Genomic DNA, 14,528 nt, shown 5'->3' with positions numbered 1-14,528 from the left:
GACCTGCTACGTCTGAGGTGCGCAGGCCCGCAGCGCAACTTGTAGCATACGGGGGCAGCCGGGCGGGGTCAATGCGCGAAGCCGCACACCCGGGGCGGATCGTCGCATACCCGGCACAAAAGCCGTCTCCCGAGGCCATGCGGACCCCCGTACGGCCCTTGCGTGACACGCGGGGCAGGCGGCACGGAAAGAGCCCGCAGACTAATATCAGGGAGCCGGTCATCCAAGAGCCCGAGACGTTCGAAGCCACAGAGGCCGAGCCCGAAGCCACCCGGCGTGCCGCCGGTGTCACGGAGAGCTCCCGCGCCAACCGTGGCTGGTGGGACCGGAACGCGGACGAGTACCAGGTCGAGCACGGCACCTTCCTCGGCGACGACCGCTTCGTGTGGTGCCCCGAGGGCCTGGACGAGGTGGAGGCCGAGCTGCTCGGCCCACCGGAGGACCTGAAGGGCAAGGACGTCCTGGAGATCGGCGCCGGCGCCGCCCAGTGCTCGCGCTGGCTGACCGCCCAGGGTGCCCGTCCGGTGGCCCTGGACCTCTCCCACCGTCAGCTCCAGCACGCCCTGCGCATCGGCGGCACCGTCCCCCTGGTCTGTGCCGACGCCGCCGTGCTGCCCTTCGCGGACGGCTCCTTCGACCTCGCCTGCTCGGCGTACGGGGCGCTGCCCTTCGTCGCCGACCCGCGCCTGGTACTGCGGGAGGTGCGCCGGGTGCTGCGGCCCGGGGGCCGTTTCGTCTTCTCCGTCACGCACCCGCTGCGCTGGGCGTTCCCGGACGAGCCGGGCCCGGAGGGGCTGTCGGTGTCCGCCTCCTACTTCGACCGCACGCCGTACGTCGAGCAGGACGACGAGGGCCTCGCGGTGTACGTCGAGCACCACAGGACGCTCGGCGACCGCGTCCGGGACGTCGTGACGTCGGGCTTCCGGCTGGTGGACCTGGTGGAGCCGGAGTGGCCGGAATGGAACACCTCCGAGTGGGGCGGCTGGTCGCCACTGCGCGGACATCTCATCCCGGGCACGGCGATCTTCGTGTGCGAGCGCGACTGAGTCCGCGTCCGCTTTCGTTGCGCACGCGCGCGTGGAGGGCTTGTTCGGGCACGCGCGCGTGGAGGGTGTTCTCGCCGGCGTACGACACTGGGGGCGTGATCCGTTACGACGCCCTGGACGCCCTGCCCGTACGCGGTGCCCTGCCCGCGCTGCACGACGCCCTGGAGGGGCACGGCACCGCGGTGCTGGTCGCGCCGCCCGGGACCGGCAAGACGACGCTGGTGCCGCTCGCGCTGGCCGGGCTGCTGGGCGAGGGCCCCGCGCGGCGTGTGGTCGTGGCGGAGCCGCGGCGGATCGCGGCACGGGCGGCGGCCCGGCGCATGGCGTGGCTGCTGGGCGAGAAGCCCGGCGCGAGCGTCGGGTACACCGTGCGCGGGGAGCGGGTCGTGGGAAGGTCCACGCGCGTGGAGGTCGTCACGACCGGTGTGCTGTTGCAGCGGCTCCAGCGGGACCAGGAGCTGACGGGCGTCGACGTGGTGGTGCTCGACGAATGCCACGAGCGGCATCTGGACGCGGACACGACGGCGGCGTTCCTGTGGGACGTGCGGCAGACGCTGCGGCCGGAGCTGCGGCTGGTGGCCGCCTCGGCGACGACCGACGCGCAGGGCTGGGCCCGGCTGCTGGGCGGGGCGCCGGTCGTCGAGGCGGAGGGGGTGTCGCACCCCGTGGAGGTGGTGTGGGCCCCGCCCGCGCGTCCGGTACGGCCGCCGCACGGGATGCGGGTGGACCCGGCGCTGCTCGCGCACGTGGCGTCGGTGGTACGGCGGGCGCTGGCGGAACGGGACGGGGACGTGCTGTGTTTCCTGCCGGGCGTCGGGGAGATCACCCGGGTAGCCGGACAGCTGGGAAGTCCCGCGGGCGTCGACGTGCTCCAGGTGCACGGACGGGCACCGGCGGCCGTGCAGGACGCTGTGCTGGCCCCCGGGTCGCGCCGCCGGGTGGCGCTGGCGACCGCGGTGGCCGAGTCGTCGCTGACGGTTCCGGGCGTGCGGGTGGTCGTGGACGCGGGGCTGGCACGGGAGCCACGGGTGGACCACGCGCGCGGGCTGAGCGCCCTGACGACGGTCCGCGCCTCGCGGGCGGCGGCACGACAGCGGGCCGGGCGGGCGGGGCGTGAGGCGCCGGGTGCGGTGTACCGATGCTGGACGGAGGCGGAGGACGCCCGTCTGCCGCAGTTCCCGGCGCCGGAGATCAAGGCGGCCGACCTGACGGCGTTCGCGCTCCAGGCGGCATGCTGGGGCGACCCGGACGCGTCCGGGCTCGCGCTGCTCGATCCGCCGCCGGGCGGGGCGATGGCGGCGGCCCGGTCGGTGCTGGCCGCAGTGGGCGCGGTGGACCCCGCCGGCCGCGCCACCGCGCGGGGCGTACGACTGGCCCGCCTGGGCCTGCGTCCGCGGCTGGGACGGGCACTGCTCGACGCGGGCGCCTCGCGTGCGGTCGTCGAGGTGGTCGCTCTGCTCAGTGAGGAACCGCCGCGGGAGTACGGAGACGACCTGGCGTCCGCGCTGCGGGCCGCCCGGCGTGCGGGTGACGCCTACGGGGCGCGGTGGCGGAGCGAGGTACGGCGGCTGCGGGGCGCCGTGGAGGAGGAGGGGGACGACCGACGGACGCGGGGCCTCACGGAGGACGCTCTCGCCGGACTGGTGGCCGCTCTCGCCTTTCCCGAGCGGGTGGCCCGGAAGGACGGCGGTTCGTATCTGATGGTCTCCGGTACCAGGGCCGAGCTGCCGGAGTCGTCGGCGCTGCGCGGCGCCTCGTGGATCGCGGTCGCCGTGGCCGACCGGCCCGTGGGGAAGGGGCACGCGCGCGTGCAGCTCGGGGCGGCCGTCGACGAGGCGACGGCCCGGCTCGCGGCGGGGGCGCTGCTGACGGAGCGGGAAGAGGTGCACTGGGGTGACGGCGACGTCGTGGCCCGGCGTGTCGAACGGCTCGGGGCCGTGGCACTCACCGTGCGGCCCCTCACCGACGCCGGCCCCGGTCTCGTACGGAACGCGCTGCTGGACGGGCTGCGGCAGGAAGGGCTCGGGTTGCTGCGCTGGTCGGCCGACGCGGACGTGCTGCGCAAGCGGCTCGCCTTCCTGCGGCGGCAGCTCGGCGAGCCCTGGCCGGACGTCGGTGACGAGGCACTGCACGCGCGCGTGGACGAGTGGCTGGAACCCGAGCTGGGCCGGGCCCGGCGGCGGGCCGACCTGGCGCGGATCGACGCCGGGCAGGCCCTGGCGCGGCTGCTGCCGTGGGCGGGTGGGGAGGCGACACGGCTCGACGAACTCGCTCCGGAGCGGATCGCCGTCCCCAGTGGGTCCAGGATCCGGATCGACTACGGCGATCCCGGCCGGCCGGTCCTGGCGGTGAAACTGCAGGAGATGTTCGGGCTCCAGCACACGCCCGAGATCGCCGGGGTGCCGCTCCTCGTCCATCTCCTGTCCCCGGCCGGCCGCCCGGCCGCGGTCACCGCCGACCTGGCCTCCTTCTGGAAGGACGGCTACAAGGGCGTACGGGCGGAGCTGCGCGGCCGGTATCCGAAGCATCCGTGGCCCGAGGACCCGGCCACAGCGGCGCCGACACGGCACACGAAGGCGCGGCTCGCGAGGTGAGGGGTGACGGAGCGGTGGAGGTGACGGAGCGGCGGAAGTGACGGAGCGGCTGAGTCACCGAGTGGCTGCGTCAATGAGTGGCGAGGGCGCCTCACCGCCGAAGCGGTGGGGCGCCCTCGGGTGTCCGGGCAGCGGCCGCGTCTACGCGCCGGGCTCGGTCGACGGCTCCGTGGACGCGCCGGGCGAGGCGTCGGTGGACGGGGTCGGGGTCGGAGACGGGTCCGTCTCGGCCTCGGCGACCTTCAGCTGGACGTCGAGCGTGCCGCCGCCCGCCGTGGTGAGGCGGAGCACGAACGTGCCGGTGGTGTCGTCCGCGTACAGCTTCGGCAGCGTCAGCAGGCCCTTGGCGTCGGTCTTCAGGCCGGTCAGGGTGCGGACCGCCTTGCCGTCGGCGTCCTTGAAGAAGGGGCCCTTGTCGTCCTCGGCCGGGCCGAGCACCGACTTGACGAGCGTCGCGGTGATGGCGACCCTGTCCGCGGCGGCGCCCTTGTGCGTGGCCTTCACCGCGACCCGGTCGGCGAACTCCCCGCCCGGCGTGCAGGTCAGGGCACTGTCGCCGGTGCGTACGAGGGCGTCGGCGACGCGCTCGGTGACGGTGGCCTTGTAGTCCAGGCCGGCGACGGCGCGGCCGACGACGGTGGCCCGCACGGTGAACCCGCCGGTCTCCTCACCCGCCACCAGCGCGGGCGCGACGGCCACTCCGGAGGCGTTGGTGGTGACCGCGGCGACCTTCTCGCCGCCGGCGAAGGTGGCGTCCGTGTCGCCCAGGACGGTGAAGCGGATCCGTACCTTGCCGACGGCCTTTCCGTTCTTGGTCTCGGCGCGGGTGCTGATCTTCTTGGCGAACGTGTCGCCCGCGATCGCGGTGAGCCCCGTGGCGCCGGCGTTCTCCAGGTGGTGCACCGTGTCGGTCGGCGTCGGGGTCGGGGCCGGGGTCTCCGGCGGCGTCTCCGGGTCGGTCGGTTCGGTCGGGTTGGGGCTCGGGGAGACGGTGCCGGGGTCCGAGGGCTTGTCGGGCTCGCTGGGCCCGGTGGGCTTGCCCGGCTTCCCCGGACCGGGCGTCGACGTGCCCGGGGCCTGGGGCCCGGTGGTTCCGCCGGTTCCGCCGGTTCCGCCGGTTCCGCCGGTTCCGCCGGGCGAAGGGCTGGGCCCGGTCACGCCGGTGGTGTCGTCGCTGCGGTCCACGGGCAGGGTGCCGGTGCCGTCCGGGATCTCGTGGGTGCCCTTGCGGTAGTGCTCCAGCCACGACAGGACCGTACGCAGGTAGTCCTGCGAGTTGTTGTAGCTGAGGATCGCCTTGTTGAGGTCTGCCTGCGTGGACAGGTCCCAGCCGAAGCGGCACAGGTAATGGCCGGCGGCGAGCGCGGCGTCGTAGATGTTGTTGGGGTCCTCCTTGCCGTCACCGTTGCCGTCACGGCTCGCCCACGCCCAGGTGGAGGGGATGAACTGCATGGGGCCGACGGCGTTGTCGTAACTGCTGTTGCCGTCGTGGACGCCGTTGTCGGTGTCCTTGATGAGCGCGAAGCCGTTGCCGTCGAGCTGTGGGCCGATGATGGGGCTGGTGGTGGTGCCGTCGGTGGTGACGCGACCGCCGCGGGCCTGACCCGACTCCACCTTGCCGATGGCCGCGAGGAGTTGCCAGGGCAGGTTGCAGCCGGGCTTGGACTGGCGCAGCGCCGACTCGGCCTTCTTGTAGGCGTCGAGGACGGTCGCGGGAATGCCCGCCTCGGAGGTGCCCCGGGAGGCGGGGGTGCCGATGGTCGGTGCGGGGCTCGGGCTGTTGAGCGGCGGCAGGTCCGTGTAGTACGGCGAGTTGCCGGTGGCACTCTTCGAGGGTGGCGTGTCGGACGCGGGCGCGTTGTCGGCGGTGGTCCGTCTGCCGTGGGAGTCGGCCGTCACGTTGGGTGCCTGGGACGCGGACAGGGCCGCGACCGCGACCGCCGCCACGGTGGTGGTGACCGCCGCCTTGCGGAGTCTCCTGTCGAAATGCGCCGCCATAGAGTGAACCCCTCCCGTGGACGCCCGCGCGTCCTCTCCGTCGGCCCTCGGCCGTCTCGCCGCGGTACCCGACCTGTTGTGACGGCCGGTCCGCAACGATGGTTGCACCGCAACTTCCCGGGCGTGTTGTTCGTCTGTTCGACCAGTACGGGTACCGCAGGCGACCCTACGACAACTTGCTTTGCACGGGCACCCGTTCGTGCCCGATTTTCACCGGTTGGCCATATGAGGAGTCTCGTTGCCCTTCACGCTCAGTCATGCCGCCGCAGTGCTGCCCGCCGTGCGGGGCGACGGCACCGGCCGGGTACGGCTGGTCCCGGCCGTGCTGGTGGCCGGGTCCTTCGCGCCCGACCTGACCTACTACGCGGCGAGTTTCCTGTCCGGGGCGATGGAGTTCGGTGATGTCACGCACTCCTTCCCGGGCGTCTTCACCATCGACGTGGTCATCGCCTGGACGCTGGTGGGGCTGTGGCTGCTGGTCCGCGAGCCGCTGGTGGCCCTGCTGCCGCGGTCCCGGCAGGGACGCGCCGCCGCCCTGCTGCGCTGCGGCGCCGCCCGCGCGCGGGTGCGCGCCTCCCTCATGGTGTCGTGGTACGTGTCCGCGGTCCTGGGGGCGCTGACACACGTGGTGTGGGACGCGTTCACGCACCTCGACCGCTGGGGGATGCGGGTGTTCCCCGCCCTGGGCCGGGAGATCGCGGGCTCACCGCTCTACTGGTACCTCCAGTACGGCGGTTCCGCGGTGGCCGCGATCGTCATCGCCGTGTTCCTGGTGCGGGCACTGCGCCGGACGCCCCGGGCGGAGCCACTGGGTGTTCCGGTCCTCTCGGCAGGGGGCCGGTGGTGGGCCGGGGCGCTGCTGGGCGGCTGTGCGGTGGCCGGGGCGGTGAAGCGCGCGACCCGGTGGTGGGACTACTGGGGAGAGGTCGCGAAGCCCTGGGAGCTGATCCCGACGGTGTGCTTCGGAGCGGGCGCCGGGCTCGTCCCGGGGCTGCTGCTGTACGCGGTGGGGGTCAGGGTGTGGCGTCCGGCTCCGGTCCCCGGAAGCCCGGGAGCCGTCGGTGCGGAGCCGGACCGCCGGGTCGCCCGCTGAGGGTGTCGTCGGGCGCGACGAACACGGTGAAGGTGTGTGCGGGGCGTGAGCGCGGCAGCAGCGTGAGGGCGAGCGCCAGGTAGCCGCGGGCCAGGTCGGCCCACATGCTCCAGGCGGGCGTCTCGCGCCGGGTGGCCGCGGTCGGGTCCCGGTGGGCGAGTCCGCGGCGGAGCTCTGCCGCGGTGCGGCGCAGGGCCGTCGTGACAGTGGCGGGGACGCGGCCGGTACTTGCGTCCGGTGCGACGACCGGAACCCGTAGGAATGGCACGCGGGCGGGTCCGTCTGTGCTTGCCCGTGCCGGTGTCGTCCGGTGGTGGAGCATGCGTATACCCATGCCCGCATCCTCACGGGAGACAGGAGCGGGGGCGTTTTCGCGGGGGCCACCTGAGTGACGGGCCGTGCGGGGCAGCGGGGCACGCGGGCGTCGGCCGGGTGCCGGCCGTGTCCCGTGCCCCGGCACGGCGAGGTCACCCGCGGGGGCCACGAGGACGGCGTCGATCCGGGGACTCGTCCCGCTCCCCGGCCCCGAACGCCGGCCGCCGACGGCTGGTGCGCTGCCGACTCCCGGGCCAGGGAATCGCCTCGATCCCCGCGCCGCCGACCACTGGCGGCCGACCACCGACCGCCCCCTGCCGGAGCCGACCGCCTGATTGCCGGAGGCCGACCGCCGACCGCCGACCGCCGACCGCCGACCGCCGGAGGCTAGTGCGCTGCCGACTCCCAGTCCGGGCCCACGCCCACCGAGACGCCCAGGGGGACCCTGAGCCGCACCGCGTCCGCCATTTCGCGGCGGACCAGCTCCTCCGCCGCCGCGCGTTCGCCGGGAGCGATCTCCAGGACGATTTCGTCGTGGACCTGGAGCAGCATCCGGGAGGCCAGGCCGGCCTCGCGCAGCGCCTTGTCCACGTTGAGCATGGCGATCTTGACGATGTCGGCCGCCGTGCCCTGGATCGGGGCGTTCAGCGCCATGCGTTCGGCCGCCTCGCGGCGCTGGCGGTTGTCGCTGTTGAGGTCGGGCAGGTAGCGGCGGCGGCCGAAGAGGGTCGCCGTGTAGCCCGTCGCCCGTGCCTCGTCGACGACCCGGCGCAGATAGTCCCGTACGCCGCCGAACCGCTCGAAGTAGGCGTCCATCAGTCCGCGGGCCTCGGCGGCCTCGATGTTGAGCTGCTGGGAGAGGCCGAAGGCCGACAGGCCGTACGCCAGGCCGTACGACATGGCCTTGATCTTGCGGCGCATCTCCGCGTCGACCGCGGACCGCTCGACGGAGAAGACCTGCGCGGCGGCGGTGGTGTGCAGGTCCTCGCCCGAGGTGAACGCCTCGGTCAGGCCCTCGTCCTCGGACAGGTGGGCCATCACCCGCAGCTCGATCTGGCTGTAGTCGGCCGTCATCAGGGACTCGAAGCCCTCGCCGACGACGAAGCCGCGGCGGATCGCGCGTCCCTCGTCCGTGCGGACCGGGATGTTCTGCAGGTTCGGGTCCGTGGACGAGAGGCGGCCGGTCGCGGCGACCGTCTGGTTGAACGTGGTGTGGATGCGGCCGTCCGCGGCGATCGTCTTGATCAGGCCCTCGACCGTGACCCGCAGCTTGGCCTGCTCACGGTGACGGAGCATGATCACCGGCAGTTCGTTCTCGGTCTGGGCCGCCAGCCAGGCCAGCGCGTCGGCGTCGGTGGTGTAGCCGGTCTTGGTCTTCTTGGTCTTGGGAAGATTCAGCTCGCCGAAGAGGACTTCCTGCAGCTGCTTGGGCGAGCCCAGGTTGAACTCGTGCCCGGCCGCGGCGTGCGCCTCCTTCACCGCCTGCTGCACGGCGCCCGCGAACATCTGCTCCATGGCCTCCAGATGGGCCCGGTCGGCCGCGATGCCGTGCCGCTCCATACGGGCCAGGAGCGCGGACGTGGGCAGCTCCATGTCGCCCAGCAGGTCCGCGGCGCCGACGTCGGCCAGGCGGCCCTCCAGGGCCTCGCCCAGGTCGAGGATCGCGCGGGCCTGCACCATCAGCGCCTCGGCCTCGGCGCCCTCGTCCGCGCCGAAGGCCAGCTGGCCGTCGGCCGCCGCGGCGGGGGCCAGCTCGCGGTGCAGGTACTCCAGGGACAGCGCGTCCAGGTCGAAGGAGCGACGGCCCGGCTTGACCAGGTAGGCGGCGAGCGCGGTGTCCATGCCGACACCGGCGACGCTCCAGCCGTGCTCGGCGAAGACGCGCATCGCGCCCTTGGCGTTGTGGAAGACCTTCGGCCGGTCCGTGTCGGACAGCCAGGCCGCCAACGCCTTCCCGTCGGCCTCGTCCAGCTCGGACGGGTCGAACCAGGCGGCCTTACCGTCGGACGCGGCGAGCGCGACCTCGGCGACCGAACCGTTGCCCAGCGCCCAGGAGTCGACCGTGGCGACACCGAGGGGCCGCGTGCCGTGCTCGGCGAGCCAGCCGACCAGCTCACCCGTGCCCAGCACCGTGCCGTCCAGCTCCACGCCGTCCGCCACGACCGGCGTCTCCTCCGCCTCCTCGGCGCCGGGATCGACGGCGAAGAGCCGCTCCCGCAGGGAAGGATTGCGGATCTCCAGGGTGTCCAGGATCACCGCGACGCCCTTGCGGTCGTACGCGGGCCGCTCCAGGTCGGTGACCGTCTTCGGCAGCTCGACCCGCCGCTCCAGCTCGGTGAGCCGGCGGTTGAGCTTGACGGACTCCAGGTGATCGCGCAGATTCTGCCCGGCCTTGCCCTTGACCTCGTCGACCCGCTCGACCAGTTCCGCGAACGACCCGAACTGGTTGATCCACTTCGCGGCCGTCTTCTCGCCGACGCCCGGGATACCCGGCAGGTTGTCGGACGGGTCGCCGCGCAGCGCGGCGAAGTCGGGGTACTGGGCGGGGGTCAGCCCGTACTTCTCGAAGACCTTCTCCGGCGTGAACCGGGTCAGCTCGGAGACGCCCTTGGTCGGATACAGGACCGTGGTGTGCTCGCTGACCAGCTGGAAGGAATCCCGGTCGCCGGTGACGATCAGCACGTCGAAGCCCTCGGCCTCGGCCTGCGTGGCGAGCGTGGCGATCACGTCGTCCGCCTCGAAGCCCTCGACGGCGAAACGGGAGACGTGCATCGCGTCGAGGAGCTCGCCGATCAGCTGGACCTGCCCCTTGAACTCGTCCGGGGTCTTGGAGCGGTTCGCCTTGTACTCCGTGAACTCCTCGGACCGCCAGGTCTTGCGGGAGACGTCGAACGCCACCGCGAAGTGCGTGGGCGTCTCGTCGCGCAGCGTGTTGGCCAGCATCGACGCGAAGCCGTAGATCGCATTGGTCGGCTGCCCCGTCGCGGTCGTGAAATTCTCCGCGGGCAGCGCGAAGAACGCGCGGTACGCCAGTGAGTGCCCGTCCATGAGCATCAGGCGCGGACGGCCGCCGCCGGAGGTGCTGTCGGTCTTCTTCGCTGCTGTCTTGGCCACGTCCCCGATCCTGCCACGGACCACTGACACTCCGCCCCGCTCCCGCCCGGGGGGCGCGGGCTCGGCCGCCCCTCGCCGCGGACACATCACAGCCGACCGCACGGTTCCACGCCCCTTCACCCCTCGCCCCAGGGCCTGGCTCCCGGCCCGCGGCACAGCACCGGCCCTCTTCCGTCGCGACCACCGCCCCCGGAACCCGGTCCGCCCGGCCACCGTCGATGTCGGCGGGGCGTGCGAGGATCGGAGATGTACCTCACACGTGTACGCGAAGGAGCGCGCGATGGCCACCAAGCCGCCCAAGGGTGATCCGGTTCAGGACGCGCCGCAGGTCACGGACCCCCAGCACGCGGCGGCGGGCATCCCCGCCATCGGCCACACCCTGCGCATGGCGCAGCGGCAGATGGGCGTGAAGCGGACCGCGCTGACACTGCTGAGCGTCAACCAGAAGGACGGCTTCGACTGCCCGGGCTGCGCCTGGCCGGAGCCGGACCACCGGCACAAGGCGGAGTTCTGCGAGAACGGCGCGAAGGCCGTGGCCGAGGAGGCCACCCTGCGCCGGTGCACCCCGGAGTTCTTCGCCGCGCACCCCGTCACCGACCTCGCGACCCGCAGCGGCTACTGGCTGGGCCAGCAGGGCCGGCTCACTCACCCGGTGTACCTCCCCGAGGGCGGCGAGCACTACGAACCGGTCACCTGGGAGCGCGCCTTCGACATCGTCGCCGAGGAGATCGCCGCCCTGGACTCGCCCGACGAGTCCGTCTTCTACACCTCCGGCCGCACCAGCAACGAGGCCGCCTTCCTCTACCAGCTCTTCGCGCGCGAGCTCGGCACCAACAACCTGCCGGACTGCTCCAACATGTGCCACGAGTCGTCCGGCTCGGCCCTCGGCGAGACCATCGGCGTCGGCAAGGGCAGCGTCCTCCTGGAGGACCTCCACAAGTCCGACCTGATCATCGTGGCCGGGCAGAACCCGGGCACCAACCACCCGCGCATGCTCTCCGCCCTGGAGCGCGCCAAGGCCAACGGCGCCAAGATCATCAGCGTCAACCCGCTGCCCGAAGCCGGCCTGGAGCGCTTCAAGAACCCGCAGACCGCCAAGGGACTCACCGCGGGCGCCGCACTCACCGACCTGTTCCTGCAGATCCGCCTCGGCGGCGACCAGGCCCTGTTCCGACTGCTCAACAAGCTGATCCTCGAGACCGAGACCGAGACCGAGGGCGAGGGCGAGGGCGCGGTCGACAAGGCCTTCGTCGAGGAACACACCCACGGCTACGAGGACTTCGCCGAGGCCGCCCGCGCCGCCGACTGGGACGAGACACTCACGGCGACCGGCCTCACCCGCGCGGAGATCGAGGAAGCGCTGCGCATGGTGCTCGCCTCCAAGCGCACCATCGTGTGCTGGGCGATGGGCCTGACCCAGCACAAGCACTCCGTGCCCACCATCCGCGAAATCGTCAACTTCCTCCTCCTGCGCGGCAACATCGGCCGTCCGGGCGCCGGCGTCTGCCCGGTGCGCGGCCACTCCAACGTGCAGGGCGACCGCACCATGGGCATCTTCGAACGCCCCGCGCCCGCCTTCCTGGACGCCCTGGAGAAGGAGTTCGGCTTCGCCCCGCCGCGCGAGCACGGCTACGACGTCGTACGCGCCATCCGCGCGCTGCGCGACGGCGAGGCCAAGGTCTTCTTCGCCATGGGCGGCAACTTCGTCTCCGCCTCCCCCGACACCGAGGTCACCGAGGCGGCCATGCGCCGCGCCCGCCTCACCGTGCACGTGTCGACGAAGCTGAACCGCTCGCACGCCGTCACCGGCGCCCGTGCCCTCATCCTGCCGACCCTGGGCCGCACCGAACGCGACGTACAGGCCGGCGGCGAGCAGTTCGTCACCGTCGAGGACTCCATGGGCATGGTGCACGCCTCCCGCGGCCGGCTCGAGCCCGCGAGCCCGCACCTGCTGTCCGAACCGGCGATCGTGTGCCGGCTGGCACGCCGCGTACTGGGCGGGAACAGCCGTACACCGTGGGAGGAGTTCGAGAAGGACTACGCGACGATCCGCGACCGCGTCGGACGCGTCATCCCCGGCTTCGAGGACTTCAACGCGCGCGTGGCACACCCCGGGGGCTTCGCCCTCCCCCACGCCCCGCGCGACGAGCGCCGTTTCCCGACGGCCACCGGCAAGGCCAACTTCACCGCCGCGCCGATCGAGTACCCCGAGCTGCCCGAGGGGCGGCTGCTGCTCCAGACGCTGCGCTCGCACGACCAGTACAACACCACGATCTACGGCCTGGACGACCGCTACCGGGGCATCAAAAACGGCCGCCGGGTCGTCCTGGTCAACCCGGAGGACGCCCGGACGCTGGACGTCCGGGACGGTTCGTACGTCGACCTGGTCAGCGAGTGGAAGGACGGGGTGGAGCGGCGGGCGCCCGGTTTCCGCGTCGTGCACTACCCGACGGCCCGGGGCTGCGCGGCGGCGTACTACCCGGAGACCAACGTGCTGGTGCCGCTGGACGCCACGGCGGACACCAGTAACACCCCGGCCAGCAAGTCCGTCGTCGTCCGTCTGGAACAATCGGCCACCGACTGAGCGTTTGCTCAGCCAGCCGGCGGGCCTACCGGGCCGGCCGGCCGATCGAACAGACGGAGCGACGAAACGGAGCCGGCCCATGGGCGAGCAGCAGCAGGTGCAGTTCCCGCAGGAGGTCATCGACGAGTACGCCGCACTCGGCGTCGACCTGCCCGCGCTCTTCTCCGCCGGACACCTCGGGACGCGCATGGGCGTCCAGATCCTCGAGGCGTCGGCCGACCGCGTCGTCGGCACCATGCCGGTGGAGGGCAACACCCAGCCGTACGGGCTGCTGCACGGCGGCGCCTCCGCGGTGCTGGCCGAGACGCTCGGGTCGGTCGGCTCGATGCTGCACGGCGGCGCCTCCAAGATCGCCGTCGGCGTCGACCTGAACTGCACCCACCACCGCGGAGCCCGCTCCGGTCTGGTCACCGGGGTGGCCACGCCGGTACACCGGGGCCGGTCGACGGCGACGTACGAGATCGTGATCAGCGACGAGCAGGACCGGCGGGTGTGCACCGCCCGGCTGACCTGTCTGCTGCGGGACGTGAACCCCGGCGACGGGGCACCGGCCGGCACGACGGGCTGAGCGGCGTACCGCCGGGCGCGAGATCGCCCGGCCTGCTCCCGCTCCGGCCGCCTCATCGCCCCCGGCCGCCTCACCGTCCCCGGTCACCCTGTCGCTCCCGGCCACGGCCATTGCCGCCGGCCACCCGGCGCTCTAGCTTCGGGGCATGGGACGGGGAGGGGCCCCCAGGCCGGGGGCGACGGCTCGGCGGTTCCGGTTCACGCCCGCACGGTTCACGCCCACACGGCTTGCGCCCGGACGCGCCACGCACGCACGCGCCACGCACGCACGTCTCACGCTCGCACACGCCATGCCCCGGCGGGTCGCGCCCGCACGCATCGCGCATGGACGGATCGCGCCCGCACTGATCCTGTTCGCACCGACGCCGCCGGCCGCGGCCCTGGCGACAGCCTGCGGCAACGGCAACCCAGGCGCCGACGAGGCCGGTCCCGGTGCCGCCACCGGAGCGAGCGCGCCGACGGCGGGCCGACGCACCCCGTCCCCGGCCGAGTTGTGCACGAGCACCGTCGCGTACTGGGCACGCCAAACGCTGCACGGCCGCGAACCCCACGGCGACCACCAGTCGATGGGACTGTCCAACCGCCAGTACGACATCCTGCGGAAGGTCGTGGGCGCCGCGCGGGCCACGAAGCGCGAGCAGGGCGTCCGGGCCGCCCAGGAGCTGACCGACCGCCAGGTGCGCGCGGCGTGCGTCGAACAGTACCGCGGGGGCGGTCCGAGCGACGGCCCGCGGCAGTGAGCGGCACGGGGCCCGTCGAGCCGGGCGAGGGCACCCGCGCCTGGGACACCCCGCACGCCACCCCGCCCCGTGCCCGGCCGCGCGGACGTCCCGCCGGGTACTACGCCCGCCACCGCCCGACCGTCCTCACGGCCGCCGCGGCACTCGTCGTCCTGGCGGGCGGCGGCTACCTGTACGCCGACCGGCCGCAAAAGCCGCCGACTCCCCCACCGCCGCCGGCCTCCCAGGCGGTCGACCTCGACTACCTGGACGCGGTGCCCGGCCCCGGCGGCGCCGGTCCCGGCAGCTTCAGCTTCGCGGTGCGGCTGAGCGTGCGGTCCGGACCGCACGTCACCGTGACGGGGCTGACCCAGCCCTACGACGGCCTCTCCATGACGTCGTCACCCGCGGCACCTTTCCAGACAAAGACGCATTCCGCCCGCAAGATCATCCTGACGGTGCGGGTGACGGAATGCGATAAAACACCGCGGAACCCCG

9 protein-coding genes are annotated in these 14,528 nt (G+C 73.3%); 7 read left to right on the top strand and 2 right to left on the bottom strand.

The window, feature by feature from the left end:
• Positions 1-137: 137 nt before the first annotated feature.
• Both ABEA26_RS04290 and hrpB read left to right on the top strand, forming a co-directional pair.
• Entirely contained in the window at positions 138-1,046 is a 909-nt protein-coding gene (locus ABEA26_RS04290) for a class I SAM-dependent methyltransferase (protein WP_345589347.1), read from the top strand.
• Positions 1,047-1,141: 95 nt separating this feature from the next.
• Positions 1,142-3,640: an ATP-dependent helicase HrpB gene (gene hrpB, locus ABEA26_RS04285; RefSeq protein ID WP_345589345.1), complete on the top strand. Its 2,499-nt coding sequence runs from the start codon at positions 1,142-1,144 to the stop codon at positions 3,638-3,640.
• A gap of 141 nt (positions 3,641-3,781) precedes the next feature.
• Here hrpB and ABEA26_RS04280 read toward each other — a convergent pair whose 3' ends face one another.
• Complete coding sequence (locus ABEA26_RS04280; protein ID WP_345589343.1) at positions 3,782-5,638, bottom strand: lytic transglycosylase domain-containing protein; 1,857 nt, start codon at positions 5,636-5,638, stop codon at positions 3,782-3,784.
• A gap of 238 nt (positions 5,639-5,876) precedes the next feature.
• Here ABEA26_RS04280 and ABEA26_RS04275 point away from each other — a divergent pair, with 238 nt between their 5' ends.
• The gene (locus ABEA26_RS04275; RefSeq protein WP_345589341.1) at positions 5,877-6,731 is read left to right on the top strand and encodes a DUF4184 family protein; all 855 of its coding nucleotides are present in this window, start codon (positions 5,877-5,879) and stop codon (positions 6,729-6,731) included.
• Positions 6,732-7,433: 702 nt separating this feature from the next.
• Here the strand turns inward: ABEA26_RS04275 and polA are convergent.
• Complete coding sequence (gene polA, locus ABEA26_RS04270) at positions 7,434-10,160, bottom strand: DNA polymerase I (protein ID WP_345589340.1); 2,727 nt, start codon at positions 10,158-10,160, stop codon at positions 7,434-7,436.
• Between the two features lie 280 nt (positions 10,161-10,440).
• Between polA and ABEA26_RS04265 the strand changes: the two genes are divergently transcribed.
• The 4 genes from ABEA26_RS04265 to ABEA26_RS04250 all read left to right on the top strand — a co-directional run.
• Positions 10,441-12,744, top strand: a complete 2,304-nt coding sequence (locus ABEA26_RS04265) for an FdhF/YdeP family oxidoreductase (protein ID WP_345589339.1) — start codon at positions 10,441-10,443, stop codon at positions 12,742-12,744.
• Between the two features lie 79 nt (positions 12,745-12,823).
• Positions 12,824-13,312 (top strand): PaaI family thioesterase, encoded by a 489-nt coding sequence (locus ABEA26_RS04260; protein WP_345589338.1) that lies wholly within the window; start codon positions 12,824-12,826, stop codon positions 13,310-13,312.
• A gap of 289 nt (positions 13,313-13,601) precedes the next feature.
• Positions 13,602-14,051: a hypothetical protein gene (locus ABEA26_RS04255; RefSeq protein ID WP_345589337.1), complete on the top strand. Its 450-nt coding sequence runs from the start codon at positions 13,602-13,604 to the stop codon at positions 14,049-14,051.
• The coding region (locus ABEA26_RS04250) for a Tat pathway signal sequence domain protein (protein ID WP_345589336.1) at positions 14,048-14,528 on the top strand (481 nt) is incomplete at its 3' end. The genes ABEA26_RS04255 and ABEA26_RS04250, both read left to right, overlap by 4 nt.

This window comes from Streptomyces marokkonensis, assembly GCF_039539045.1.
In the GTDB taxonomy this organism is placed as follows: Bacteria; Actinomycetota; Actinomycetes; order Streptomycetales; family Streptomycetaceae; genus Streptomyces; species Streptomyces marokkonensis.
The sequence above is the reverse complement of the archived record's forward strand: the minus strand, read 5'-3'. Positions and strand labels throughout refer to the sequence as shown.

Excerpts from the sequence above, each read along its gene's own strand:
- ABEA26_RS04290 (WP_345589347.1), top strand. The coding sequence starts at position 138 with ATGCGGACCCCCGTACGGCCCTTGCGTGACACGCGGGGCAGGCGGCAC.
- ABEA26_RS04280 (WP_345589343.1), bottom strand. The coding sequence starts at position 5,638 with ATGGCGGCGCATTTCGACAGGAGACTCCGCAAGGCGGCGGTCACCACC.
- ABEA26_RS04265 (WP_345589339.1), top strand. The coding sequence starts at position 10,441 with ATGGCCACCAAGCCGCCCAAGGGTGATCCGGTTCAGGACGCGCCGCAG.
- ABEA26_RS04260 (WP_345589338.1), top strand. The coding sequence starts at position 12,824 with ATGGGCGAGCAGCAGCAGGTGCAGTTCCCGCAGGAGGTCATCGACGAG.
- ABEA26_RS04255 (WP_345589337.1), top strand. The coding sequence starts at position 13,602 with ATGCCCCGGCGGGTCGCGCCCGCACGCATCGCGCATGGACGGATCGCG.